Origin of the sequence: Kitasatospora sp. Root107 (genome assembly GCF_001424875.1) — a bacterium.
Classification (GTDB): Bacteria; Actinomycetota; Actinomycetes; order Streptomycetales; family Streptomycetaceae; genus Kitasatospora.
The window spans coordinates 217,251-243,011 of sequence record NZ_LMCT01000001.1; the positions used below are offsets into that span (position 1 = coordinate 217,251).

Annotated in this window: 17 protein-coding genes; 4 read left to right on the forward strand and 13 right to left on the reverse strand. The window is 72.8% G+C overall.

Annotated features, from left to right (window positions below; all coding sequences use genetic code 11):
• Nucleotides 1-88: 88 nt before the first annotated feature.
• Nucleotides 89-2,260, reverse strand: coding sequence for an ATP-dependent DNA helicase UvrD2 (locus ASC99_RS00950; protein ID WP_057227971.1), 2,172 nt, complete (start codon nt 2,258-2,260; stop codon nt 89-91).
• Between the two features lie 256 nt (nt 2,261-2,516).
• On the opposite strand from ASC99_RS00950, the gene ASC99_RS00955 reads away from it, so the two are divergent.
• Nucleotides 2,517-2,774, forward strand: a complete 258-nt coding sequence (locus tag ASC99_RS00955) for a mycoredoxin (protein ID WP_057227061.1) — start codon at nt 2,517-2,519, stop codon at nt 2,772-2,774.
• 12 nt (nt 2,775-2,786) lie between these two features.
• Here the strand turns inward: ASC99_RS00955 and ASC99_RS00960 are convergent, their stop codons facing one another.
• Entirely contained in the window at nt 2,787-3,638 is an 852-nt protein-coding gene (locus tag ASC99_RS00960; protein ID WP_057227063.1) for a GntR family transcriptional regulator, read from the reverse strand.
• A 188-nt stretch (nt 3,639-3,826) separates the two neighbouring features.
• On the opposite strand from ASC99_RS00960, the gene ASC99_RS00965 reads away from it, so the two are divergent.
• Nucleotides 3,827-4,321: an ATP-binding protein gene (locus tag ASC99_RS00965; RefSeq protein ID WP_057227065.1), complete on the forward strand. Its 495-nt coding sequence runs from the start codon at nt 3,827-3,829 to the stop codon at nt 4,319-4,321.
• Nucleotides 4,322-4,429: 108 nt separating this feature from the next.
• Here ASC99_RS00965 and nudC read toward each other — a convergent pair whose 3' ends face one another.
• The 5 genes from nudC to ASC99_RS00990 form a co-directional block, all read right to left on the reverse strand.
• Nucleotides 4,430-5,362, reverse strand: a complete 933-nt coding sequence (gene nudC, locus ASC99_RS00970; protein ID WP_235502750.1) for an NAD(+) diphosphatase — start codon at nt 5,360-5,362, stop codon at nt 4,430-4,432.
• Between the two features lie 39 nt (nt 5,363-5,401).
• Nucleotides 5,402-6,802, reverse strand: coding sequence for a dipeptidase (locus ASC99_RS00975; protein ID WP_057227069.1), 1,401 nt, complete (start codon nt 6,800-6,802; stop codon nt 5,402-5,404).
• Nucleotides 6,803-6,922: 120 nt separating this feature from the next.
• Nucleotides 6,923-9,799, reverse strand: coding sequence for an FtsX-like permease family protein (locus ASC99_RS00980; protein ID WP_057227071.1), 2,877 nt, complete (start codon nt 9,797-9,799; stop codon nt 6,923-6,925).
• A complete protein-coding gene (locus tag ASC99_RS00985) occupies nt 9,796-10,566 on the reverse strand; it encodes an ABC transporter ATP-binding protein (protein WP_057227073.1) in 771 nt (256 codons plus the stop codon). Before ASC99_RS00985 ends, ASC99_RS00980 begins: the two co-directional genes overlap by 4 nt.
• A gap of 38 nt (nt 10,567-10,604) precedes the next feature.
• A complete protein-coding gene (locus ASC99_RS00990) occupies nt 10,605-11,234 on the reverse strand; it encodes a PadR family transcriptional regulator (RefSeq protein ID WP_057227075.1) in 630 nt (209 codons plus the stop codon).
• A 61-nt stretch (nt 11,235-11,295) separates the two neighbouring features.
• Here ASC99_RS00990 and ASC99_RS00995 point away from each other — a divergent pair, with 61 nt between their 5' ends.
• Nucleotides 11,296-12,213 (forward strand): endonuclease/exonuclease/phosphatase family protein, encoded by a 918-nt coding sequence (locus ASC99_RS00995; RefSeq protein WP_057227077.1) that lies wholly within the window; start codon nt 11,296-11,298, stop codon nt 12,211-12,213.
• A gap of 144 nt (nt 12,214-12,357) precedes the next feature.
• Here ASC99_RS00995 and ASC99_RS01000 read toward each other — a convergent pair whose 3' ends face one another.
• The 4 genes from ASC99_RS01000 to ASC99_RS01015 all read right to left on the reverse strand — a co-directional run bounded on the left by ASC99_RS01000 (nt 12,358) and on the right by ASC99_RS01015 (nt 20,590).
• Nucleotides 12,358-13,449 carry a PP2C family protein-serine/threonine phosphatase gene (locus tag ASC99_RS01000; protein ID WP_057227079.1) on the reverse strand — a complete coding sequence of 364 codons (1,092 nt, stop codon included), beginning with the start codon at nt 13,447-13,449 and terminating at the stop codon, nt 12,358-12,360.
• A gap of 283 nt (nt 13,450-13,732) precedes the next feature.
• Nucleotides 13,733-16,924: an ATP-dependent DNA helicase gene (locus ASC99_RS01005; RefSeq protein ID WP_057227081.1), complete on the reverse strand. Its 3,192-nt coding sequence runs from the start codon at nt 16,922-16,924 to the stop codon at nt 13,733-13,735.
• Nucleotides 16,925-16,956: 32 nt separating this feature from the next.
• Nucleotides 16,957-20,229: an ATP-dependent DNA helicase gene (locus tag ASC99_RS01010; RefSeq protein WP_057227083.1), complete on the reverse strand. Its 3,273-nt coding sequence runs from the start codon at nt 20,227-20,229 to the stop codon at nt 16,957-16,959.
• A gap of 25 nt (nt 20,230-20,254) precedes the next feature.
• Nucleotides 20,255-20,590: an MGMT family protein gene (locus ASC99_RS01015; RefSeq protein WP_057227085.1), complete on the reverse strand. Its 336-nt coding sequence runs from the start codon at nt 20,588-20,590 to the stop codon at nt 20,255-20,257.
• A gap of 156 nt (nt 20,591-20,746) precedes the next feature.
• Here ASC99_RS01015 and ASC99_RS01020 point away from each other — a divergent pair, with 156 nt between their 5' ends.
• Nucleotides 20,747-23,353 carry a lysylphosphatidylglycerol synthase domain-containing protein gene (locus tag ASC99_RS01020; protein ID WP_082597984.1) on the forward strand — a complete coding sequence of 869 codons (2,607 nt, stop codon included), beginning with the start codon at nt 20,747-20,749 and terminating at the stop codon, nt 23,351-23,353.
• Nucleotides 23,354-23,414: 61 nt separating this feature from the next.
• Here the strand turns inward: ASC99_RS01020 and moeZ are convergent, their stop codons facing one another.
• Entirely contained in the window at nt 23,415-24,593 is a 1,179-nt protein-coding gene (gene moeZ / locus ASC99_RS01025; protein WP_057227087.1) for an adenylyltransferase/sulfurtransferase MoeZ, read from the reverse strand.
• A gap of 176 nt (nt 24,594-24,769) precedes the next feature.
• Nucleotides 24,770-25,720, reverse strand: coding sequence for an NAD(P)-dependent oxidoreductase (locus ASC99_RS01030; protein WP_057227089.1), 951 nt, complete (start codon nt 25,718-25,720; stop codon nt 24,770-24,772).
• Nucleotides 25,721-25,761: the final 41 nt, after the last annotated feature.

Below are 25,761 nucleotides of genomic sequence, written 5' to 3' on the forward strand. Positions count from 1 at the left end.
CCGGCAGGCTATTGCGCGGTGTGTACGGCGCGCAAACTATTTTTCCGGCGAGTTTCGAAGAGCGCCCCGGGCGGCTCTCGGGAGCGGCTCAGGCCAGCTCCTCCGACTCCCCCTGAGTCTCGTCGAGGGGTTCGTCCGTGGACTCGTCCACGGGCTCCTCCCCGGCACACATAGCCAACACGGCAGCCCCGTATTTGTCCAGCTTCATCGCGCCGACACCCGAGATCACCGCCAGCTCGCGCTCGTTGGCCGGGACGTCCTCGGCGATCGCCATCAGGGTCGCGTCGGTGAACACCACGTACGCCGGAGCGCCCTGCTTCTTCGCCTGCACCGAGCGCCACTCGCGCAGCCGCTCGTACAGCGCCTCGTCCATGTTGGACGGGCAGCTCTCGCAGCGGCGGAGCTTGCGCTCGACCGCGTCGGTCAGCGTCTTGTCGCAGACCCGGCACTTGACCGGGCCGCGCACCTTGCGGGCGGCGGACCGCTCGGCGCCGAACTCGACCCCGCCGCGGCCGCCCTTGCTACGCGGTCCCGAGGCGCTGGAGCCGGGCCGCAGACCGTCCAGGAAGCGGGTGGGCTTTCGGCTGGCCCGGCCGCCCGGGGAGCGGGAGAGCGCCCAGGAGAGCGAGAGGTGCAGCCGGGCCCGGGTGACGCCGACGTAGAGCAGCCTGCGCTCCTCCTCGATCTGCTCGTCGGTCTTGGCGTAGATGATCGGTAGGGTGCCCTCGGTCAGGCCGACCAGGAAGACCGCGTCCCACTCCAGGCCCTTGGCGGCGTGCAGCGAGGCGAGCGTGACGCCCTCGACGGCGGGGGCGTGCTGGGCCGCCGCGCGCGCGTCCAGTTCACCCACGTACGCCGCCAGGTCGGTGTCCTGACCGACCGTCAGCCGGGCCGCCGCGAACTCCTCGGCGAGCCGGACCAGCGCGGCCAGCGACTCCCAGCGCTCGCGCACGGTGCCCGAACCGGCCGGCGGCGCGGGCGTGAACCCCCGGCTGGCCAGCACCGCGCGGACCTGGCCAGCCATGTCGGGCGCGTCGGCGGTGAGCGGGTCGGACCCGGCCCGGGCGGCGCCGCGCAGCAGCATCACCGCGTCCCGCACCTCGGGGCGCTCGAAGAACCGCTCGGCGCCCTTGAGCTGGTACGAGATGCCCAGGTCGGCGAGCGCCTGCTCGTAGACCTCGGACTGGCTGTTGATCCGGAACAGCACCGCGATCTCGCTGGCCCGGACGCCCTTGGCGAGCAGCGCCTTGATCTCCCGGGCGGTGGTCTCGGCCTCGGTCGGCTCGTCGACGTACTCGGCGTAGACCGGCTCGGGGCCCGCCTCGCGCTGCGAGATCAGCTCCAGCCGGTGCTGGGCCGCCTGGCCGCGCGCCTTGGCCAGCAGGCCGTTGGCCAGGTGCACCACCTGGGGGGTGGAGCGGTAGTCCCGGACCAGCTTGACCACGGTGGCCTCGGGGTGCCGGGCCCGGAAGTTGAGCAGGTAGTCGGGGGTGGCGCCGGTGAAGGAGTAGATCGTCTGGCTGGCGTCGCCGACCACGCAGAGGCTGGCGCCGCCGCCCGTCCACTGGTCCAGCAGGCGCTGCTGGAGCGGGGAGACGTCCTGGTACTCGTCCACCGTGAAGTGCCGGTACTGGGCGCGGACCTGGCCGGCGATCTCCGGCCGGTCCTCCAGGATCGCGGCGGTGAGCAGCAGCACGTCCTCGAAGTCGATCACGCCGCGGTCGCGCTTGGACTGCTCGTAGGTGGCGTAGACCCGGGCGATCTCGGCCGGGTCGCGCGGGGCCTCCCGGCCGGTCTTGAGCACGGCGGCGGGGTAGTCGTCGGGCACGATCTGGGTGACCTTGGCCCACTCGATCTCGCTGGTCAGGTCGCGCAGCTCGGTGCGCTGGACCCGCAGGCCGCTGCGCCCAGCGGCCTCGGCGACCAGCTGGACCTTGCGCTCCAGCAGCCGGGGCACCTCGCCGCCGACCGCCCGCGGCCAGAAGTACTGGAGCTGGCGGAGCGCGGCGGAGTGGAACGTCCGCGCCTGCACGCCCTCGGCGCCGAGCTGGCGCAGCCGACCGCGCATCTCCCCGGCGGCGCGGGCGGTGAAGGTCACCGCGAGCACCTGCTGCGGCTGGTAGACGCCGCTGCGCACGCCGTACGCGATCCGGTGGGTGATCGCCCTGGTCTTGCCGGTGCCGGCGCCCGCGAGCACGCAGACCGGGCCGTGCAGGGCCGTGGCGACGGCGCGCTGCTCCGGGTCGAGACCGGCGAGCACCGCGTCGGCGCCGCTGGGCGCCGGGTCGCCGTAGGCGGTGCCGTAGGGGGTGTCGGACCGGTCGGGGAGACCCAAGAGCTCTTCCTGCATGCCGTCCATCCTCGCAGGGTGGACCGACGTTCCGGTCCGGGTTGTCCACAGGCCCCGGCCGCTCAACGGATAATCACCTCGCCAACCGGCGCGCGCGGAATGTTCCGCTACTCGCGCGACGTTGTCGGCACAGTCCGTACGCCCCCTCCCGAAGGAGTCCACCGCCATGTCCGGCAGCGTCACGATGTACAGCACGACCTGGTGCGGGTACTGCAACCGGCTGAAGAGCCAGCTGGACCGCGAGGGCATCGGCTACGACGTGATCAACATCGAGGAGGACCCGGCCTCGGCCTCCTACGTCGAGTCGGTCAACAACGGCAACCAGGTGGTGCCGACCGTGATCGTCAAGCCGGCCAACGGCGGCGAGCAGGTCGTGATGACCAACCCGAGCCTCCGGCAGGTGCAGGCCGCACTGGCCGGCTGACCTGACTGCGCGTCAGAACCCGTGGCTCCGTTCCGGCTGGGACGGGGCCACCGGTGTCTCCGGCATCGGCCTGGCCGCCAGCTCTCCCAGCCCGTAGACCAGTCGGCAGCGGTCCGCCGAGTACCTGGTCTCGATCACCCGGACCGGGCCGCGCGCGTCGTAGCCGACCCGGGTCTGCACCAGCAGCGGGGCGCCGGGACCGCCCTGGAACCAGGCCGCCTCCTCCGGGCCCGGCATCCGGGAGACCAGGTGGTCCACTGCGCCGATCTCGGTCCGGCCGAGCGCCGCGAGCACCGCCTCGTCCCCGCCGGGCACCGGGTCCGGCTCCATCAGCGGGGTGCCGGCCGCCAACCCGGCCCGGTAGTGGCTCTCCTCGATCGAGTAGGGCTCGCGGTCCAGCAGCCGGAGCTGACGGCGCACCACCACCGCCTCGCCGGGCCGCAGCCCGAGCCGCTCGGCGACGTCCACCCGGGCCCGGACGATCAGCATCTCGAAGTCGACCGTGAGCCGGCGCCCGGCCGCCCTGGCCTCCCTGGCGTAGACCTCGGTCGGTGCGGCCAGGCAGTCCCGCTGCCCCGGCAGCTGCCCGGGCAGCAGGGGCGGGCCGTACACCCGGTGGTCCAGCACCGGGTGCTCCTTGAGGTAGGTGCCCTTGCCCTGGACGCGGACCAGGCGGCCTTCGTTGACCAGCACGTCGACCGCGAGCCGGACGGTGTTCCGCGCAACGCCGTACTGCTGCTCCAGCTCGGTCTCGACCGGCAGCGGTGAGTCGCCCCGCCACTCTCCGGCGGCGATCCGGCGGCGCAGGTCGGCGGCGAGTCGTTGGTACTTCGGTGATTGGGTAGTGCCCCGAGGGATTGTCACCCGAGTGAATGTAGCGATCCGGCTTGCGCCATTTCAGCGAAACCGGCCAATATTGGCCGAGATCGGGGATCTCGGTATTGACCCCGACCAGGTCGTTCGCAGTCGCCCGGCGGCTCTCCGGTCCTGACGAAAGTCCGGACGACGAGTGTCGCATCCAGCCACGTACACCCGGGGGCGGAGCCATGCCCGTGACCAGTACCGCGCGCCACTTCAAGGCGCGGCCGATCAATCTTCCACACACCGGGGCCGCCGGTGCCGACCATCGCCCGGGGCGGGCCCTGGAGGCGGCCGACCGGGGCGCCTGGTCCGCCACCGCGAGCTTCCCGCCGCAGCCGCACAACGTGGCCAGGGCCCGGCAGCTGACCCGGACGGCACTGGCCGCCTGGGGTGCCGCCGAACTCACCGACAGCGCCGAGCTGCTGATGTCCGAGCTGGTCACCAACGCGCTGCGGCACGGCCGGGGCGCGGTCTCGATCACGCTCGCGCTGACCGACCGCACGCTGCAGATCTCGGTGGCCGACTTCGGCCGGAGCCTGCCGGAGGCCAGGGAGGCGGCCGAGGAGGACGCCCACGGCCGCGGCCTGGCCATCGTCGGGGCGCTCTGCAGCGACTGGTCGGTCACCACCCGGCTGACCGGAAAGACCGTCAGCTGCTGGCTGGAAGTCGACCGAAAGAACGACTGAGCAGAGAATTTCGAATTCGGTCGAAAATAGCCGGTCGGCGGAATCGTGAGAGCAGAAAGGGGCGTACGGCAATCAGCCGCACGCCCCTTTTTCACTCCAACCGGTGGGCTACCAGCGAGCCGCACTCGGCAGCGGTTCTCCGTACCAGAGTTCGACCAGATGACGGGCGATCGAAATACCGGACGGCGGCAGGATCTCCCCCGCCTCCATCCCGGCCCGCAGCTCGTCCCGGGAGATCCAGCGCGCCTCCGCCAGCTCCTCGCCGTCCACCGTGATCGCGGTGCCGCTCGGATCGGCCTTGCCCAGGAAGCCGAGCATCAGGCTGGACGGGAACGGCCACGGCTGGCTCGCCACGTACTCGACCTCGGCGACCTTGACCCCGGCCTCCTCCAGCACCTCGCGGGCCACCGCCTGCTCGATCGACTCGCCCGGCTCCACGAACCCCGCCAGGGTGGACCAGCGGCCCTCCGGCCAGAGCGCCTGACGGCCCAACAGACAGCGGTCCTGCTCGTCGGTGATCAGCATGATCACCGCCGGGTCGGTCCGCGGGTAGTGCTCGGCGGCGCAGGAGGTGCAGCGCCGGACGTGCCCGGCACCGGCCTTCTCGGTCGGCTGGCCGCAGCGCGAGCAGAAGCTGTGCAGCCGGTGCCAGTGCTCCAGCGCGACGGCGTGCACCAGCAGCCCGGCGTCCCGGGCCGAGAGCAGCGCGCCGACCTCGCGCAGACCGGCCGGGCGGGCGTCGCCGTCCAGCCGTCCCGGCAGGCTGGAGCCCGCCATCGCGAAGTACGAGGTGCCGTCCTCGTCCGTGCCGAGGAAGTACCGGTCGCCGGTCTGCGGCGCCTCGAACGAGGGCATCAGCACCAGCTCGGTGCCCTGCTCGGTGTCCACCACGAAGACCTCGCCGCCGGCGATCGGCAGCACCTTCGTGCTCGGGTGGCTCCAGGCCGCGGCCAGCCACGGTTCGTCGAAGCGGTGCTGGGCGGCCCGGTCGACCCCGGCCCTGGCCAGCGCGAGCTGCTTGGTGTCAGGCGCGGTGCTCAAGTCGGTCCATCCCCGTTCGATCGGAAGCTTCGTGAAGGTTCATGCCTGCGGCCAGCTCTCGGCCAGCTCGCTCCACAGGTGGGCAGCGGTCTCCACGCCCTTGCTGAGCAGGTCCAGTTCGACCTTCTCGTTCACCGAGTGCCAGCCGTCCGAGGGCACCGAGATGCCCAGGAAGAGCACCGGTGCGCCGAGCACGTCCTGCAGGTCGGCGGCCGGGCCCGAACCGCCCTCGCGGGTGAACAGGATCTCCTGCTCGAAGGCGCGGCCCATCGCCCGGACGGTGGCCTGCAGCGCCGGGTGGTCCAGCGGGGTCAGGCACGGGCGGGTGGCACCGGGGAAGGTCAGCTCGTACCGGATGCCCTCGGGCACCTGCTCGGCCACCCAGCTGCGGACGGCCTCGCGAACCTTCTCCACCTCCTGCCCGGCGACCAGCCGGAAGGAGAGCTTGAGGTGCGCCTCGGACGGCACGATGGTCTTGCCGCCCGGGCCGGTGTAGCCGCCCCAGATGCCGTTCACCTCGGCGGTCGGACGGGCCCAGACCCGCTCCAGGGTGGAGTACCCGGCCTCGCCCCGGGTGCCGTACGACTTGGCGACCCGCAGCCACTGCGCCTCGTCGAACGGCAGTGCGGCGAACAGCTCGCGCTCACGGTCCGTCAGTTCCACCACGCCGTCGTAGAACCCGGGGACGGCGACCCGGCGGTCCGCGTCGTGCAGCGCGGCGACCAGCTCGGCGGCCACCTCGGCGGGGTTGGGCACCGCGCCGCCGAAGGAGCCCGAGTGGATGTCGGTGTCCGGGCCGTACAGGTCGAGCTGGGCGTCGGCCAGGCCGCGCATGCCGGTGCAGACCGTCGGGGTGGTCTCGGACCACATCCCGGTGTCGGAGACGAAGACCACGTCGGCGGCCAGCCGTTCGGCCTCCCGGCGGACCAGCGCCTCGAAGTTCGGCGAGCCCGACTCCTCCTCGCCCTCGACCAGCAGCTTGAGGTTGACCGCGGGCGCCGTCCGGCCGGTGGCGTCCAGGTGCGCCCGCAGACCCAGGGTGTGGAAGAAGACCTGCCCCTTGTCGTCGGCCGCACCCCGGGCGTACAGCCGGCGGCCGACCACGGTCGGCTCGAACGGCTCGGTCGCCCAGCCGTCCTCCTTCGCCGCCGGCTGCACGTCGTGGTGACCGTAGACCAGCGCGGTGGGCGCGGCCGGGTCCCCGGACGGCCACTCGGCGAACACCGCGGGCAGCCCGTCGGTCTCCCAGACCTCGACCACGGGGAAGCCGGTCGCCCGCAGCTGCTCCGCCAGCCACTCGGCGGACCGGCGGACCTCGCCGGCCAGGGCCGGGTCCGCGGAGACGGAGGGGATACGCAGCCAGTCGGCGAGATCGCGCAGGAACTCGTCCTGGTGCCGGTCGATGAAGGAGCGGACGACGCTGTCCGGGGTTTTCGTCATACGGACGACTTTAGTTCGCCGCCCGGACTCGGTGAACCGTGCTCCCAAGGAGCGGACCCGTTACCTGCGTCACCCCTGGGAAGGGAGTGACGCAGGTGACGAGGGCTCAGGCGCTCGGGCTCAGGCCGAGCGGCGCAGCAGAACCGGCCTCGACCGCGTGAACAGCATCGCCAGCAGCACCGCCACGACGGGCAGCACCAGCAGGGTCAGCCCGATCGTCGGCCACGGGACGGCGATCACGGCGTCCCTGCCCGCGTCCCCCGGGTACTGCGGCGTGCTCTCGATGATCCGCAGCGCGATCGCGGGCACCACCCCGCTGATGGTGCCGAGCACCGTACCCATCGCCGCGATCACCCCGCACTGGAAGCCGGACAGCCGGCGCCGGATGCCGCTGGTCGCACCGACCGCCGCGAGCGTGCCGAGGTCGCGCTGGGAGTCGGCCGCGGCCAGGCCGGTGGCGATGCCCGCCGCGCCCAGGGCCACGATCGCGGCGAAGGCGGTCAGGCCGAGGGTGATCAGGTTGCCCTGCTCCCGGTAACCGCGCTCGACGGTGAACCGACTGTCCGCACCGAGCTTGGCCAGCGCGGCCTCGGCCTTCTGCTCGTCCTCGCTGCTCGGCATCGCCGAGGGCTGCCAGACCGTACCGGCCTCGGCCACCGTCAGGCCGAGCCGCCGGGCGGTCTCCGGTGTGGCGAAGGCACCGAGGTTGCGCAGCTCCGGCTGGAACAGCACCGCCTCCACCGAGATGTCGTGCTGTTTCGGCCTGGTCGGGACGGCCCTGACGTTGGCGAACTCATCCTGGTCGGTCATGGACGGATCGGCCGACAGCTCGGGCGGGGCATCGGTCAGGGTGAAGGTGGCCTTGCCGTTCCGCAGGTGGTCCGGGTTGAAGACGAGCACCTTGCCCTCGGCCAGCGCAGCCGCGGCGGCCGGATCGCGCACCCCCGTGAGATTGCTCAGCGCGGTGGTGTCCCCGACCAGCAGCGGGCCGCTGAATGCGGTCGAGTAGCTGCCCGCCGGATCGAGACAGCGCGGGTCGTTCCGGAACCGCTGGTACTCGGCGTCGGTGGGTTCCTCGGTCCGATCCGGGCCGTACAGCGGGCAGCGGAGATCCGCGGGCACCTGCAGCTGCATGTACCCGCCCGGACCGTTCCTGGTGGACGACGACGCCGCGTACCTGGCCTCGAAGATCTCGCCGCGCGGCCCGAGGTTGGGCATGATCCGCTCCAACGCCTCCCGGCGGGCCGGGAACTGGGCCGCGTCGCTCTCGCCGTACCCCAGGTCGAGCAGCACCGCGCCGCTGCGCAGCGTGGCCTGGTAGTCCTGACGGTGTTCCAGATTCTGGCTGGCGCCGTAGATGCCGACCGCGACCGAGCCTGCCACCGCCGCCATCACGGCGGCCACCGCCGGAGCGGTCCGCCCCCGGTGCCGGACCGAGTCGCGCAGGGCGAGCCGGGGGCTGAGCGGCAGCCAGCGGCCGAGCCGGCCGAACAGGCCGACCAACATCGGGGTGCAGGCGACCATGCCCAGTTCGGCGATCACCGAGCCGCCGAGCACGGCCAGTGCCCCGCGCTTGCCGTGCTGCCCACCGAGGGTCGGGGCGAGCAGCGCGATCGCGGCACCGCCGCCGAGCATCAGCAGGCCGAGCAGGGCCAGCTTGCGGTTCGGCGGTTTGATCGAGCCGCGGCCGGTCAGGGCGCTCACCACGTCCTGCCGGGACGCCTGGACGGCCGGGACGACCGCCGCCAGCAGGCCGGTGACCAGGCCGATCGCGGCCACCCCGGCCAGGTCCAGCGGGGCCAGGTCGAAGCTGCCGAAGCGGCTGCCCGCCAGGTCCTCCAGCCAGGGCCGGGCCACCGCGACGGCGAGCACCGCGAGCACCACACCGGTGACCGCACCGGCCAGGCCGAGCACCACACCACCGCCGAGCACCACCGAGCGGACGTGCGAACGGTCGCCACCGCCGGCGGCCAGCAGTCCGAGCTGCCGCCGCGAACGGCGGGCACCGACGGCGAAGGCCGGTCCGGCCAGCAGCACGATCTCCAGCAAGGCCATGCCGGCCACCGTGGCCACGACCGCCAGTGCGGCCATGTTCGGCGTGAAGCCGCTGCTGTACTGCTCCTGGTCGGCGTAGAACGGGACCTCGGAGCGCGGCGGCGGGTCGAGCAGCACCGCACGCGAGGCGACGGCGAAACCGTACTTGTTGAGCTCCAGCACCTTCGGCCAGTCCAGCACGGCCCCGGCGGGCAGCTTGACCAGCCAGTAGTCGCCGCCCCCGCTGCCCTTGCCCCTGGGGTGGTTCTGCTCGGCCGGCGGCACGGGCAGCGAGCCGGGCCGGACCAGCAGCTGACTCTCCTTCAGCTGGTCGGGGTACTCCACCGAGGCGGTGATGGTGAAGGGCTTGCCCTCAAGACCGCGCAAGGTCGTGGTGTCACCGATCCGGAGACCCGCGGTCCGCAGGAACTCGTCGGTGGCCGCCAGCTCCTGCGCGGCGGCCGGCGCGCGCCCGCCGGTCAGGTTGACCCGACCGTGCCAGACCGGGTCGGTCAGATCGGCCTCGAGCGCTGCGACCTTGAGCTGGCCGCTCGCGGTAGTGGCCGTGGTGCTCTCGGTGCTGCCGAGCGGGACCAACCTGGCACCTGCGGGCAGCAGTTGGGTGATCAGCTCGCCCGGTGTGGTGGCCTTGCTCCGGGTCTGCTCCGCGGTGGGCTGCTGCCCCTTCGTCACCGGCCTGCTCATGGAGCCGTCGTCCGGATTCGGCGCCTGGGCCACGATGATGCCCTGTCCCCTGCCGGACACCGTCGCGTCGGCCTCGCCCATGGTTCTGGTGATCCGCTGCTCCGGCTCCAGCTGGGCACTGCGAAAAACCACGTCGATCCCGGCCACGCCGAGCACCGGCAGGGCGATCATCGCGATCACCAGAGCACTGCGGCCCTTGGCCCGCAGGGCGTCCCGGCGGGCGATCCGCAGGGCTACCCGCCACGCGGTGAGCCTCACTCCGCCACCGGTCCGGTGCTGTTGGTGGCGGCCGAGACCAGCAAGCTGGCGGCGTCCCGGCTGACGCTCTCGTCCACCACCCGGCCGTCCCGGATGAACACCACCCGGTCCGCCCAGGCGGCGTGCCTGGCCTCGTGGGTGACCAGCATGGCCGCCGCACCGGCGTCACAGCGGGCCCGCAGGACGGAGAGCACCGCCTCGCCGGTGGTGGAGTCCAGCGCACCGGTCGGCTCGTCGGCGAGCACCAGGCGGCGCTCACCGATCAGCGCCCGGGCGATCGCCACCCGCTGCTGCTGGCCACCTGACATGTCGTCGGGGAAGCGGTCGGCCAGCTCCTCGATGCCGAGCTCGGTGAGCGCGGCGTACGCCTCCCGGCGCGCGGCCCGGGTCGAGACGCCGTCCAGCTCGCGGGGCAGCGCGATGTTCTCGGCGGCGGTCAGCGCGGGTATCAGGTTGTAGTCCTGGAAGACGTAGCCGATCGCCCGGCGGCGGATCTGCGCCTGCTGCTTGCGGGACAGGTCGCCGAGGCTCTGCCCCTCGACCAGCACCCGGCCCGTGGTCGGGCTGTCCAGCCCGCCGGCCAGGGTCAGCAGGGTGGACTTGCCGGAGCCGGACGGGCCCATCACCGCGACCAGTTCGCCGGGGTGCACCTTCAGGTCGACGCCGCGCAGGGCATGCACCTCGGCTGCGCCGTGGCCGTGGACTCGGGTGATGTTCTCCAGGTGCAGCACCGCATCGGTACCGGACCGGACTTGCTGAGTGGTCAACTCTCCCCCTGCTGTGACGTTGTTCGAATGACGGTGGGTCAGAAACGGCTGCGCCGACGGGCGCGGGGCGTCTCTGCGGCCGAGGCGGCCGGGGCCGGCGCGGGCGGCGGGGCGGGCTCAGGAGCGGACACGGGGGCGGGCCGGTACTGCGCGATCCGGGTCTCGCAGTGGTCAAGCCAGCGGATCTCGGCCTCGGTCTGGAAGATCAACTGCTCCAGCACCAGCAGCCAGGCCAGGTCCGAGCGGCCGTCCCGTTCGGCCGTCAGCGCCTGGCCCTTGAGCCGGGTGTAGTCCTGCAGCGCCTTCATGCTGTGCCTGCGCTGGCCCTGGACCACCGCCTCGACGTCCACCCCGGGCACCGTGACCGCCATCGCCAGCTTGATCGCCAGCTCGTCCCGGGGCGGATTGGTCCGGGGCACCGGGGTGTCGAACCAGTTGCGCAGTTCCGCGCGTCCCTGTTCGGTGACGGCGTAGTAGACGTGCCCCTCGGCGTCCTCACCGTGCGGGGCGACCAGGCCGTCCCGCTCCAGGCGGCCGAGCGTGGTGTAGACCTGACCGACGTTGAGCGGCCAGGTGGCACCGGTACGGGCTTCGAACTCGGTTCTCAGCTGGTAGCCGTAGCGCGGGCCCTGATCGAGCAGGGCGAGCAGACCGTGACGGATGGACATACCGAGTATGTATACCCGGTATGCTCCACAGCCTCAAGCTCTGCCGGTACCGTCACTTGGTGTGAGCCCGCTGCGCATCGCCACCTTCAACCTCCTGCACGGCCGGCCGCTGGCCGCCGACGGCAGCCCGTTGCCCTACCCCGCCGAGCCGGGTGACCCGCTGGCCGAGGCGGTCGCCGGGCTGGCCCCGGACGTGCTCGCGCTCCAGGAGGTGGACCGCCACCAGGAACGCTCCGGCTTCGCCGACCAGGCCGCGGTGGCCGCCAAGGCGATGGGCGCGAGCGACTGGCGGTTCGCCGCCGCCCTGCACGGCCGCCCGGCGCCGTCCACCGGCTGGATTCTCGACCCCGCCGTGCCGGGGCTCCAGGTGTACGGCCCCGACGAGGTCGGCGACTCCCCGCACCCGTCCTACGGCACCGCCCTGCTCACCCGACTGCCCGTCAGCCAGTGGCGGGCCCGGCGGTTCGCCCCGGCGCCGTTCGGCCTGCCGCTCCGGGTGGCCGGCCGGCGCGGGCTCACCCCCGTACCGGACGAACCACGGGCCGCCCTGGCCGCCGTACTCCAGGGCGAGCGGGGCGAGTTCACCGTGGTCGCCACCCACCTGTCCTTCGTACCCGGGTGGAACATGGCCCAACTCGCGGCGATCCGGCGGTGGATCGCGGACCTGCCGAAGCCGCACCTGGTGCTCGGTGACTTCAACCTGATCGGGGCTGTGCCGCGGACCGTGCTCGGCGGTGCCACCGCACTCGGGCGGCGGCCGCAGCGGCAGCTGCCCCGGCGGCGCAGCCGGGCGCCCCGGCCCCGTCTCCAGGGGTGGCACGACCTCGCCAAGACGCCCACCTACCCGTCGCACCGGCCGGCCGTCCAGTTCGACCACGTCCTGGCCACCGGGGTGCCCCGCACCGCAGTGGGCTCCGCGATCGCCCCCCGGACGGGGATCTCGGACCACCGGCCGCTCCTGGTCGAGGTCGACCTCTGAGCGCAAGTTGCACTATCCAGGGGCTCGGGGAACGGCGACGAGATCTGGCGTTCGGGTCACTGCGAAAGTGCCTGACCACCTGCGCACGGATCACCTTTTCCGAGGTCGGCGTCGCAGTTCCCCGAGCCCCTGGTGGTGCACCGCCTAGAGCAGCTGCCTGGTCACGGCCGACTGGTGCGGGAGCTGCGGGAGGATCGGCTCGTACTGGAGCAGGAGCATCGCGGCGTCGTCGCCGAGCTTGCGGCCGACGTGGCGGACCACGTCGTCGTGCAGGCGGCGGAGGACCTCGACGGGGCCGCCGACCGCGCAGTAGGGGAGCCGTTCGGCGAGGGGGTAGAAGGCGCCGCGGTGGTCACGGGCTTCGATCACGCCGTCGGTGAAGAGCAGCACCCGGTCGCCGGGCTCGACCCGGATCCGCTGGACGGGCGGGCGGACATCGGCCGGGTCGAGGACGCCGAGCGGCGGTACGGTCTCGGGCAGTTCGAGCGGGCGCGGGGTCTGGCCGGCCCGGAGCAGCAGCGGGGCGGGGTGGCCGCAGTTGACGATCTCGGCGGTGCCGTCGGGGCAGACGCCGATCAGCAGCAGGGTGACGAACTCCTCCTCCACCCCGGGGTGGTCGTTCTCGTGCAGGGCCCGGTCGAGGCTGACGGCCAGCCAGGCCGCCACCCGGTCCAGGGCGGGCTCCTGGTGGGCGGCCTCGCGGAAGGCGCCGAGTACGGCGGCGGCGGTCTCGACGGCGGCCAGGCCCTTGCCCCGGACGTCGCCGATCACCGCGCGGACGCCGTGCCGGGTGTTCACCACCTCGTACAGGTCACCGCCGATCGAGGCGTGTTCGGCGGCGGCGGCGTAGTGCACGGCGGCCCGGACGCTGCCGACCCGGTCGGGGACGGAGCGCAGCAGGACCCGGCGGGCGATCTCGGCGACCAGCTGGGCGTCGGCGAGGGCCTGCTCCTGACGGACTCTCAGGGTGGCGCTGACCCAGCCGATCGCGGCCACCAGGGCGATCGCGAAGACGGTGGCGCTGTGCACGGACTGGCCGAGCACCTCGTGGTAGCCGGCCAGCGCGAAGGCGGCGATCTCGGTGAACAGGCCGATCAGCAGCGGGTACCAGGTGCGTCGGCTGACCACCGCGGCCAGCGCGGGGACGGCGGTGAGGGCGGGCTCGACGGTGACCGCCGAGTTGCTGAAGAAGTCGAGGGCGAGCACCAGCAGCATGCCGATGAAGGGCAGCGCCATCGAGGTTTTCGGCCAGGTCCCGGTAACCGTGCCTGGAACAGCCCCCGGGGTCGGCCCCGCGAGCCGGTCTCTGATCCATCCGGTCGCGCTCAACTTCGGTCTCTCCAGCAGAAGGTGGCCGGTGCCTGGGACACCTGCGGTGATGACAGAGGGTCAGGTCGTGGAGCCCTGACCGGTGGCCGGAGTTCGGGGGTGACCGGTTACCGACCCCACAATAGGCGCGAATAGTGCACAGCGCACAGGTTTCGCACGATGCCGTGACGAAATGGATGCTCTGCGTGACTCATCTTGTGTCATTCCCGATCAGAAGCCGGGTCAACTCTTTTCGGTCGGGAAGTTCGGCCGGAGTTTCGACCCGGCCACTACGGACGTACAGGAACGAAGCGGTGACCTGCTCCGGCTCGACGCCCATCAGTTCGGCCCAGGCCAGCCGGTAGACGGCCAGCTGGAGCGGGTCGGCGGTCTCCTCCCGGTGGGTCTTCCAGTCCACCACCTCCCAGCGGGGGGCTGCTGGTGACCCTGAGCCACCGTCACTCTCCTGGTAGACCGCGTCGATCCGGCCGCGCACCACCCGGCCCCCCAGCACCAGCTGGAACGGGGCCTCCACCCGGTACGGCCGCCGGCTCGCGTACGGGCTGCGCAGGAACGCCTCCTTGAGCCGCTCCAGGTCGTGCTCGTCCTCGATGCCGTCGTCGTCCACCCCGGGCAGCGCGTCGGGATCGACCAGCAGCAGCGGTTCGATCCGGGCCTGCACCCAGGCGTGGAAGCGGGTGCCCCGGCGTGCGGCGGGCTGCGGCGGGCGCGGCATCGGGCGGGCCAGCTCCCGGGCGAAGCCGTCCGGGTCGGCGGCGAGCTTCAGCAGCTGGGTGGCGGACAGCGAGGCGGGCAGCGGGACCTCCCGGACGGCCCGGCGGGAGCGTTCCAGTTCGCCCAGCAGGGCCGTCAGGTCGCGGTCCCAGGAGGCGACCTGACGCTCCGACTCCGGCGCCATCCGCTCCGGTTCCGGCGCGGGCTCCCCGGCCAGCCGGCGGTGCACCACCTCGGCCACCCGGCGGCGGGCGAGCTGGGCGGCGGGATCCAGCGGCAGCGGCCAGGGCGTCTCCACCGAGCTGTCCAGGGCCGGGTTCTCGGCGTCCGGCAGCGGCGGCTCGGCCCAGACCTCGACCTCGCCGTTGCCGGGCTGCGCGGCGTGCTCGTGCAGCGCCGTGAGGAAGGTGGAAGGACCCCGCCGGCGCTTCTGGCTCGGCCCCCACCAGTGGCCGGAGGCGAGCAGCAGCTCCCTGGGCCGGGTGAAGGCGACGTAGCCGAGCCGGAGCTCCTCGGTGGCCGAGTGCTCGGCCATCTCGGCCTTGAAGAGCTTCATCTCCTTGGGCGTCAGATCGCCGAGCACCGGCAGGGTGGCGGCGTCCCCGCGCAGTTCGTGCGGCAGGACCTTCTTGGTGCTGGTCCAGCGCTCCCGGCCCTTGGCGCTCGGGAACGCCTCCTTGACCAGCCCGGGGACGGCCACCACATCCCACTCCAGGCCCTTGGACTTGTGCGCGGTGAGCACCTTCACGGTGTCCTCCCCGCCGGGCAGGCTGCTGTCCAGGCCGCGTTCGTACTCCTGCGCCGCGCGCAGGAAGGCCAGGAAGGCGGACAGCCCCGGGTCGCCGTCCAGGTCGGCGAAACCGGCGGCCACGTCCAGGAAGGAGTGCAGGGTCTCCCGACGGCGGGCGGCCAACGCGGTTGGCGAGGCGGAGAGTTCGACCTCCAGGCCGGTGACCGCCAGCACCCGGTGCAGCACGTCCATCAGCGGCTCGGCCAGCGAGCGGCGCAACTCCCGGGTCTCCCGGGCCAGATGAGAGAACCGGACCCGGGCCTCCGGCGAGAACGGCAGCTCGTCCGGCTGGTCCTTGTCCAGGAAGCTCTCCAACGCGTCGGCCAGCGACACCACTTCGGTCGGATCGGTCTCCGCCACCGCGGCCGCCAGTGCGTCGCCACTCCCGGCCCGTCCGGTCCGCACCAGCGCGGCGGCCCGGCGGCCGAGCAGCGCCAGGTCGCGCGGGCCGATCCGCCAGCGCGGACCGATCAGCAGGCGGACCAGCGAGGCGTTCGCGGTCGGGTCCTGCAGCACCTCACAGACCGCCACCAGGTCGGCCACCTCCGGGAGTTGGAGCAGCCCGCCGAGCCCGACCACCTCGACCGGCACCTCCCGGGCGACCAGTGCGGCGTGGATGTCCGGGAAGGCCGAACCGCTGCGGCAGAGCACCGCGATCCGGCCCGGCGCGGTGCCCGTGGCGGTCAGATGGGCGATCCGGTCGGCCAGCCACTCCACCTCCTCGGCGTGGGTGGGCAGCAGTGCGCAGCGGACGAAGCCGTCCAGCTCGTCCCCCGGGGCGGCCCTGAGCGCCTCCACGCCCGCGTGCATCTCCCGCAGGGGGGTGGCCAGTTGGTTGGCGAAGGCGAGCAGTCGGCCACCGCTGCGCCGGTTCTCGCTGAGCGAGTAGCGGTGCGCGGGGGTGCCGGCCCGGCGCGGGAAGTGCCGCGGGAAGTCGTCCAGGTTGGCCACCGAGGCGCCGCGCCAGCCGTAGATCGCCTGGCAGGGGTCGCCGACCGCCGTCACCGGATGACCGCTGCCCGCACCGAACAGCCCGGCCAGCATGAGGCGTTGGGCCACCGAAGTGTCCTGGTACTCGTCCAGCAGCACCACCCTGAACTGCTCCCGCAGCAGCACCCCGACCTCAGGACGCTGCTGGGCCAGCCGGGCGGAGGCGGCGATCTGGTCGCCGAAGTCCATCAGGTTGCCGGACTGCTTGCGGCGGCGGTACTCCTCCACCAGCTCCAGCAGCTCCAGCCGGGCCCGCGACGTCACCGGGATCGCCCGCAGGTCGTCGTTGCTCAGCTTCACGGTGGCCGCGTGGTCCAGCAGCTCCCGGTCGAAGTCGCGCAGCCGGGCGGGCTCCACCAGGTGCTCGGCCAGCTCGGAGTCCAGCGCGATCAGCTCGGCGACCAGGCCTACGAGCGCCCCGGTCAGGGCCGGGTACGGGCCGCGCGAGTGCCGCAGCACCCTGGCCGCCAGCTGGAACCGGGTGGCGTCGGCGAGCAGCCGGACGTCCGGCTCGATGCCCAGCCGTAGGCCGTGCTCCTTGAGCAGGCGTCCGGCGAACGCGTGATAGGTGGAGATCTCCGGTTCGCCGAGCGAGTCCTCGTCGTCCTCCAGCACCCCGGCCCGCAGCAGCGCCGTCCTGACCCGCTCGGCCAGCTCACCGGCCGCCTTGTTGGTGAAGGTCAGCCCGAGCACCTGCTCCGGCCGTACCGCCCCCGATCCGACCAGCCACACCACCCGGGCCGCCATCACCGTGGTCTTCCCCGAACCGGCCCCCGCCACGATCACCGCGGGCTCCAGCGGCGCCCCGATCGCGGCCATCTGCTCCCGGTTGAACGGGACGCCGAGCAGCTCCTTGAGCTGTTCCGGGTCACTGAGCAGGGATCGCATTCCGCCAAGGGTAACCACCGCGGCCCGGCACCTCAGTCCAGCAGCTGGCGCCCGTCCCGCTGGGCGGTGCAGCTGCCGCGGAAGCTGCACCGGGCGCAGGAGTCACTCGTCCGCGGGCTGAACCGTTCCGCCAGCACCTTGCCCGCCGTGTCCGCGAGCAGGTTCTCGATCCACGGTTCCTCCGGCGGTCCCTGGTGCTGGACCTTGGGGGCCTCCGGCTCCGTCTTTGAAGCCTCCGCCCGCAGGTGGACCAGCTCCGCGCCACCGACCTCGGGGCGGTGCTCGAAGAGCTCGTCCAGTGCCCCGGCCCGGGCGGCGAGCTGGTAGACCGCCAGCTGCTTGTGGTCGGGCAGCGACTTGTCCGTCGGCAGCTGCTTGCCGGTCTTGAAGTCGACCACGTACGCGCGGCCGGCCTCGTCCCGTTCGACCCGGTCCATCGAGCCCCGGATCCGGACGCTGACCTCCCCGACCGGCAGCGTGAGGTCGAAGTCGTGCTCGGTGGCGACAGTGCTCCGGCCACGTTCCAGCACGTGCCAGTGCAGGAAGCGTTCCAGCGCCGCCCTGGCCTGCTCCTTCTCCTGCTGGGACTTCCACGGTGCGTCGAAGGCCAGCGCGTCCCAGACCGTGTCGAGCCGCTCCATCAGCACCGCGAGGTCGGCCGGGGTCCGCCCGGAGCCGACCTCGTCGGCCAGCGCGTGCACCACGTTGCCGAAACCCTGGGCGGCCGTGGTGGTGCTGCCCGCCTTGACGTCCTTCTCCAGGAACCACTGCAAGGAGCAGCTCTCCAGCTGTTCCAGACCACTCCCCGACAGCCGCACCGGCAGCTCCGCGTCCCGCAGCGGCTCGGCCGACTCGGTCCGGTCCACCAGCCCCCACCACCGGTCGGGGTGGGCGGCGGGCACCAGCGGGGCGCCGTCCTCGTCGGTGGCCGCCGCCAGCACGGCCAGCCGTTCGGCGGCGGCCCGGCGCAGTTCGGCCGGACGCGCGGGGTCCACGGTCACCGCCCGCAGCTCGGCGACCAGTGCGGAGACCGCCAGCGGCCGTTTCGGACGGTGCGTCACGTCCTCGACCGTCACCTGCGGGGTACGGCGCAGCACCCGGCCGGTCCGGGGGTCGAGCTCCTCCCGGTACAGCTCGCGCAGGAAACGGGACGGCTCGTCGCCGTCCTCGGCCGGGGCCTTCACCGCCGTGACGATCAGCCGGTCCTTGGCCCGGGTGACGGCCGTGTAGAAGAGGCGGCGCTCCTCCCCCAGCAGCGCGGCCGGGGAGAGCGGTTCGGCCAGGCCGTCCCGGCCGATCCGGTCGGCCTCCAGCAGCGAGCCCCGGCGACGCAGGTCGGGCCAGAGGCCGTCCTGCACCCCGGCCACCACGACTACCCGCCACTCCAGCCCCTTGGACCGGTGCGCGGTCATCAGCCGGACCGCCTCGGGCCGCACCGTCCGTACGGCCAGCGTGTCGGCGGCAATGTCCTGCGCCTCCAGCTCGGCCAGCAGCTCCTGCGCGCCCCGGTGCCCGGCCACCTGCTCCTCCGAGCGGGCCGCGGTCTCGAACAGCGCGCACAGCGCGTCCAGGTCCCGGTCGGCGTTGCGGCCCGCCGCGCCGCCGCGCAGCGCGGCCCGCTCCAGCCGCTCGCGCCAGCGGCGGCTGCCGTCCCAGAGCTCCCAGAGCGCGGCCTCGGCTCCGCCGCCGCCCGCGAGCTGTTCGCGGACCTTGCGCAGCAGCATGCCCAGTTCGCGGGCCCGGCGGGCGTAGCCGGGCTCCATCGCGACCAGCCGATCCGGCTCGGCCAGCGCCTCCCGGATCAGCTCCTCGGCCGGGCGGACCACGGCGGGCTCCTCGGCCCCGCGCAGCGCCTGCCGTTCCTCCTCGCGCAGCGCCCGGCCGAGCCGGCGCAGGTCGGAACCGTCCAGCCCGCCGAGCGGGCCGGTCAGCAGGGTGTGCGCCTGTTCGGCGGTGCACTGCTCGGCGGGGTGGGCGCAGACCCGAAGGGCCGTCAGCAGCGGGGTGACGGCGGGCTCCTCACGGAGTGGCAGGTCGTCGCCGTCGATCTCCAGCGGCACCCCGGCCGCGCCGAGCGCCCGCCGGACGCCGGGGATGGACCGGCCACCGGCCCGGACCAGCACCGCCATCTCGCCCCACGGCACGCCGTCCTCCAGGTGCGCCCGGCGCAGCAGGTCGGCGACCGAGTCCAGCTCGGCGCCGGGGGTCGGATAGGTGTACACCTCGACCCGGCCGCCCTCGCGGGAGGGCAGCAGGGCGCGGTGCGCCGCCAGCTTCTCGGCGGGCAGCCGGCCCATCGGCATCCGCCGGGTGAGCTCCCGGGCGGCGGCCAGCAGGACGGCGCCGGAGCGGCGGGAGACCCGGAGCACCTTGACCTCGCCGGGGCTGCCGTCGGCCTTCGGGAAGGTGTCGGGGAAGTCGAGGATGCCGTTGATGTCAGCGCCCCGGAAGGCGTAGATCGACTGGTCCGGGTCGCCGACCGCGACCAGGTCCCTTCCACCGCCCGCGAGTTGGCGCAGCAGCCGGACCTGGGACGGGTCGGTGTCCTGGTACTCGTCCACGAACACCACGTCGTAGCGGGCCCGTAGCGCGTCACCCACCTCCGGCCGTTCGGCCAGCAGCACGGCGCGGTGCACCAGCTCCGCGTAGTCGAGCACGCCGCGCAGGTCGAGCACGTCCAGGTAGTCGGCCAGGAAGTGCGCGGCGGCGGCCCAGTCGGGGCGCTGCACCCCGGCGGCGAACCGGCTCAGTTCGGCCTCGCCGAGGCCCAGCTCCCGGCTGCGGGCGAGCACCGCGCGGACCTCGTCGGCGAAGCCCCGGGTGGTCAGGCAGGCCCGCAGGTCCAGCGGCCAGGCGATGCCGCCCGCGCCGAGCCTGACGTCCTCGGCATGACCGGCCAGCAGCTCACGGACCATCACGTCCTGCTCGGGCCCGGAGAGCAGCCGGAGCGGTTCGGCGTACGCGGCGGGCTCCTGGTGGGCCCGGAGCAGCGCGTAGCAGAACGAGTGGAAGGTGGTGGCCTGCGGAGTGGCCGAGCCGTTGCCGAGCCGGGTGGTGGTCCGGTCCCGCAGCTCCATCGCGGCCTTGCGGCTGAAGGTGAGCACCAGGATGCGCTCGGGGTCGGTGCCGCGTTCGATCCGCCGGACCACCGACTCCACCAGCGTGGTGGTCTTGCCAGTGCCGGGCCCGGCGAGCACCAGCAACGGCCCGTCGGTGTGCTCGGCCACGGCCCGCTGGTACTCGTCCAGCACGGGCGGGGCCGGCTGCGCGAGCGGACTGCGGACCAGTCGGAACGGGGAGGACACCCGGTCGAGCCTACCGGCGCAGTTTCTAGATCCCGTCCCAGCGGGCCTGCCGGAGGTCCACCCGGGGCTCGCCGCCGACCAGTCTGAGCGGGGTGCCCTCGGTCCGGTACTCGGGCAGCGCCCGGTGCTCGTGGCCGGGCAGCGGCCGGCCGTCCGCCCTGACCACCCGCCACCAGGGCACGCCCGAGCCGTACAGCGCCATCACCCGGCCGACCTGCCGGGGGCCGCCCCGGCCGAGGTACTCGGCGACGTCCCCGTACGTCATCACCCGGCCGGGCGGGATCCGCTCGGTCAGCTCGAGCACCGACTCGACGTACGGCGGCAGCTCGTCCTGCGGCTCAAGGTTCGTCACGCCTGGCATCCTGCCAAAAACCGGACCGGCTCCGGCACCAACCGGTCGATCAAGGCACTCCCAGGGAGGGATTCGGCGCGCCCGATGTGGCCCCTGTCCCGCATGGGAGGACCCGGCGTGCCACCATCTTCGGGGCGGTGAGTGGTGATACGAGGACAAGACCAGATGACCGGGACGGTAGAAGTGGACGTGGACGAGGGCCCGCACGGGTCCGCCACCGCAGCTCCCGGACTGCCCGCACCGTCGTTGACCAAGGGGACCAAGGGGGAAGAAGGAGTGGCCGAGGAGCCACCGAGCGGCGACCACCTCGCCGTGGACGAGCCACTGCTCGCCGCCCGGGCGCACCGCCCGTCCGATCTGCTCCGCTTCCTGGCCGGGCTCTGCGGCATAGTGGCGCTCTTCCTGGTGGCCCGCTTCGCGGTCTCCACCACCTTCGGCCTGCAGAACGACATCTCGGTCAACGCGGAGCGCATCCCCAGCTGGCTGACCACGGTCGCCGGCCTGGTGTCGAGCATCGCGGTACTGGCCGTCCCGCTCGCCTTCGCGGTCGAGCGGCTGATCAAACGGGACGGCCTGCGGGTCGCCGACGGCGTGCTGGCCTCGGTCCTGGCGTACGGGACCTCGCTCGGGGTGGACTGGTGGGTCGCCGCGGGTGCGCCGATCACCGTCCAGGAGGCGCTCACCCAGGTGTCGTTGGGCAGCGGGCCGGTCCTGACCGATCCGGTGCACGGCTATCTCGCGCCGGTGATCGCCTACATGACGGCGGTCGGCATGTCGAGCCGCCCGCGCTGGCGGGTGGCGCTCTGGACGGTGGTGCTGCTCAGCGGGCTGACCGAGCTGATCAGCGGGTACACCACGGTGCTCTCGCTGGTCCTGACCGTGCTGATCGGCTGGTCGGTGGCGTACGCCACGCTGTACGCGATCGGCTCGCCCAACATCCGCCCGACCGGGCAGCACCTGATGATCGGCCTGCGCAAGGTCGGCTTCGCCCCGGCCGGTGCGCACCGTGCCCCGGACGCCCCGGGCGGCACCCGGCGGTACTACGTCGAGCAGCACTCCGGGCCGCCGCTGGACGTGCACATCATCGACCGCGAGCAGCAGGCCTCCGGCTTCTTCTACCGGGCCTGGCGGCGGCTGCGGCTGCGCTCGGTCGCGGTCCGCCGCAGCCCGCAGTCGCTGCGCCAGGCACTGGAGCAGGAAGCCCTGATCGCGTACGCGGCCACCGCCTCCGGCGCCCGCGCCCCGCAGCTGGTGGCCACCTCCGAACTCGGCCCGGACGCCGCCATCCTGGTGTACGAGAAGCTGACGGGCCGTCCGCTGGACGAGCTGACCGACGAGGAGATCACCGACCAGCTGATGACCTCGCTCTGGGAGGCCATCGACGCGCTGCACGAGCGCCGGATCGCCCACCGGCGGCTGACCGGCGAATCCCTGCTGGTGGTCGACGACAAGACCGGCTACCTGGTCAACCTCTCCGGCGGCGACATCGCGGCGGGCGACCTGACGCTCCGGATCGACGTCGCCCAGCTGCTCACCACCTTCGCGCTGCGGATCGGCCCGGAGCGCGCGGTGGCGGTCGCCAACGGTGCGCTCGGCGCGGACCGGGTCGCGGCTGCGCTGCCGCTGCTCCAGCCGGTCGGCCTGAACCGGTCCACCCGGATCGACCTGGCCCGGCTGAACAAGGAGCGCAAGTCCGCCGCCCAGGCACTGGCGCTGGAGCAGGTCGCGGCGGGCGAGCGGACCCAGCAGCAGGCCGAGGAGGACATCGTGACGGCGAGCGAGGACCTGCTCAGCCGGATCCGCGGCCAGATCCTCCAGGTCGTCCCGGAGGCCCCGCTGGCACCGGCGAAGCTCGAGCGGCTCAAGCCGAAGACCGTGATCACCGTGGTGGCGCTGGCCTTCGCGGCGTACTTCGCGCTGACCACGATCAAGCCCGAGCAGTTCAACCTGGACCAGATGAACTGGGGCTGGGCGGCCGCCGCGCTGGCCGCCGCCGCCTTCACCTATGTCGCGGCCTCGATGAGCCTGACCGGCTTCGTGCCGGAACGGCTGCCGTTCCGGCGGACGGTGGCGGCCCAGATCGCCGGCTCGTTCGTGAAGCTGGTCGCGCCCGCCGCGATCGGCGGCATCGCGCTGAACACCCGCTACCTGCAGCGCTCCGGCATCCGCTCCGGCCCGGCGGTGGCCAGCGTCGGCGCCTCCCAGCTGGCCGGGCTGGCCGGGCACCTGGGACTGCTCTTCGTCTTCGGCCTGGTGACGGGCAGTCAGAAGGAGGGCGGCGAGGGCGCCGACAAGGCAGTGATCATCGCGATCCTGACCGCGGCGGTGCTGGCCCTGGTGATCGCGGCGGTGGGCCCGCTGCGGCGGTTCGTGGTGACCCGGGTGCGCTCGCTGTTCTTCGGCGTGGTGCCCCGGATGCTCGACCTGCTGCAGACCCCGACCAAGCTGCTCACCGGCTTCGGCGGCATCCTGCTGCTCACCCTGAGCTTCACCGCCTGCCTGGACGCCTCGATCCGGGCCTTCGGGTACTCGATGAGCTTCTCCGCCGTCGCGGTGGTCTTCCTGACCGCCAACGCGGCCGGCTCGGCGATCCCGACCCCGGGTGGCATCGGCGCGGTCGAGTTCGCCATGATCACTGCCCTGACCATCAGCGGTGCCCCCGCCCCGATCGCCACCTCGGCGGTCTTCCTGTACCGGGCGCTGACCTTCTGGCTGCCCGTCATCCCCGGCTGGTTCTGCTACAACGTCCTGCAACGCAGAGGCGCGCTGTAACCGAAACGCCGAGAGGGGCGCGTGGCCAGTGGCCCCGCGCCCCTCTCCCGTTGCTCGCGTCCTAGTAGACCGGCTTGTGCGGCTCGATCTGGTTCACCCAGCCGAGCACGCCGCCACCGAGGTGGACCGCGTCCGAGAAGCCCGCCGACTTGAGGACGGCCAGCACCTCGGCCGAGCGGACGCCCGACTTGCAGTGCAGCACGATCTTCTTGTCCTGCGGCAGCGTCTCCAGCGCGTTCCCCATCAGGAACTCGTTCTTCGGGATCAGCACGGCACCCGGGATGTTGACGATCTCGTACTCGCCGGGCTCGCGGACGTCCACGAGGAAGATGTCCTCGTTGTCGTCCTGCCACTCCTTGAGCTGCTTGGAGGTGATGGTCGAGCCCGCGGCCGCGGCCTGGGCCTCCTCCGAGACGACGCCGCAGAAGGCCTCGTAGTCGATCAGCTCGGTGACCGTCGGGTTCTCACCGCAGAGCGCGCAGTCAGGGTCCTTGCGGATCTTGACCTGACGGTAGTTCATCTCCAGCGCGTCGTAGATCATCAGACGGCCCACCAGCGGCTCGCCGATGCCGGCCAGCAGCTTGATCGCCTCGGTGACCTGGATCGAACCGATCGAGGCGCAGAGCACGCCCAGCACGCCGCCCTCGGCGCAGGACGGCACCATGCCGGCCGGCGGGGCCTCGGGGTAGAGGCAGCGGTAGCACGGGCCGTGCTCGGCCCAGAACACGCTGGCCTGGCCGTCGAAGCGGTAGATCGAGCCCCACACGTACGGCTTGCCGAGCAGCACCGCGGCGTCGTTCACCAGGTACCGGGTGGCGAAGTTGTCGGTGCCGTCGACGATCAGGTCGTAGCCGGAGAAGATCTCCATCACGTTGTCGTTGTCGAGGCGCTCCTCGTGCAGGATCACGTTGACGTAGGGGTTGATCTCCTGGACCGACTCCCGCGCCGACTCGCCCTTGGAGCGGCCGATGTCGGACTGGCCGTGGATGATCTGCCGCTGCAGGTTCGACTCGTCGACGACGTCGAACTCGACGATGCCGAGGGTGCCGACACCCGCCGCCGCCAGGTACATCAGGGCGGGCGAACCGAGGCCGCCGGCGCCGACACAGAGCACCTTGGCGTTCTTCAGCCGCTTCTGCCCGGCCATCCCGACATCGGGGATGATCAGGTGGCGGGAGTACCGGCGGACCTCGTCAACGGTGAGCTCGGCGGCCGGCTCGACCAGGGGTGGCAGCGACACGGGGACTCCGATGGTCGTCAGTTCGGGGCTTGGCATGAGCCACCATCGGTGACTCTGATACGCCAACAGTGTCACTCGGTCGGGGTATTCCGAGACAGCAGGTCCGATGGGTGAGACAGTCGTCGCCGGATGCTGGGACCACTCCCCGAGGGCTCAACTCCCCTGGTGGGCGGCGGTCAGACCCGACAGGCGGTCTCCAGCCAGATGTCGCCCAGCGACTCCTCCAGCGGCACCTGTGTCCGCCAGCCGAGACGGTCCCGCGCCGTCCTGACGTCGGCCTGCCGCCACTGCGCCGGCTCGCCGGACGGGCGGTGCGGCGGGTAGTGCGGCGGGTGCTCCTGGCCCGCCCCGGGCTGCACCGGCAGCGCCGCCACCCGGGCATCCTCGCTGATCGAACCCTCGAACCCGGACGCCCGCACCAGCAACTGCGCCGCGTCCCTGGCCCGGACCGCGTGGCCGCTGCCGATGTTGATCACCCCGGTGGCGGCCGAGACCGCGGCCGACTGGATCGCCCTGGCGACGTCCCTGACGTCGACGAAATCCCGGTATCCGGACAGGTCCGGCATCCGGACCTGGTGCTCCTCCTGCTCCAACGCCCGACGCAGCCCCTCCGCCAGCCGCCCGAACAGCGAGGCCGCCGGCGAGCCGGGACCGACCACGTCGAAGACCCGGAGCACCGCCGCGTCCAGGCCGGAGGCCAGCACCAGCTCCGTCCCGGCCAGCTTGGAGACCCCGTACGGGCCGGCGGGCCGGGGCTCCGCAGTCTCCGGGACCGGCACCCCGCTCGGCATCGGCCCGTACTCGGCGGCCGAGCCGACATGCACCAGCCTGGCCGGCTCCCGGCTGCGCCGGATCGCCTCGCAGACGGTGGCCACCGCGAGCGTGTTGGACCGGATCAGGGCCCGTGAGCTGCCGTAGGTCGCCCCGGCGCAGTTGATCACCGCCTGCGGAGCCACCGCGTCCAGGAACCGGGCCAGCGCGCCGGGGCTGCCCGCCGTCAGGTCGAAGCGGATGTCGGCCGAGTCGCGTCGGCCGAGCACGGTGACCTGGAGGTCCGGTTCGACCAGCAGTCGTTCGGCGACCCGACGGCCGATGAAGCCATCGGCGCCCAGCAGCAGCACCCTCATCAGGGGGTGTCCTTCCATGAGATTCGTACGGGGGACAGAGG

Excerpts from the sequence above, each read along its gene's own strand:
- ASC99_RS00955 (WP_057227061.1), top strand. The coding sequence starts at position 2,517 with ATGTCCGGCAGCGTCACGATGTACAGCACGACCTGGTGCGGGTACTGC.
- ASC99_RS00975 (WP_057227069.1), bottom strand. The coding sequence starts at position 6,802 with ATGACGAAAACCCCGGACAGCGTCGTCCGCTCCTTCATCGACCGGCAC.
- ASC99_RS00990 (WP_057227075.1), bottom strand. The coding sequence starts at position 11,234 with ATGTCCATCCGTCACGGTCTGCTCGCCCTGCTCGATCAGGGCCCGCGC.
- ASC99_RS01000 (WP_057227079.1), bottom strand. The coding sequence starts at position 13,449 with ATGGCGCTGCCCTTCATCGGCATGCTGCTGGTGCTCGCCCTCGACTTC.
- ASC99_RS01005 (WP_057227081.1), bottom strand. The coding sequence starts at position 16,924 with ATGCGATCCCTGCTCAGTGACCCGGAACAGCTCAAGGAGCTGCTCGGC.
- ASC99_RS01015 (WP_057227085.1), bottom strand. The coding sequence starts at position 20,590 with ATGCCAGGCGTGACGAACCTTGAGCCGCAGGACGAGCTGCCGCCGTAC.
- ASC99_RS01020 (WP_082597984.1), top strand. The coding sequence starts at position 20,747 with ATGACCGGGACGGTAGAAGTGGACGTGGACGAGGGCCCGCACGGGTCC.
- ASC99_RS01030 (WP_057227089.1), bottom strand. The coding sequence starts at position 25,720 with ATGAGGGTGCTGCTGCTGGGCGCCGATGGCTTCATCGGCCGTCGGGTC.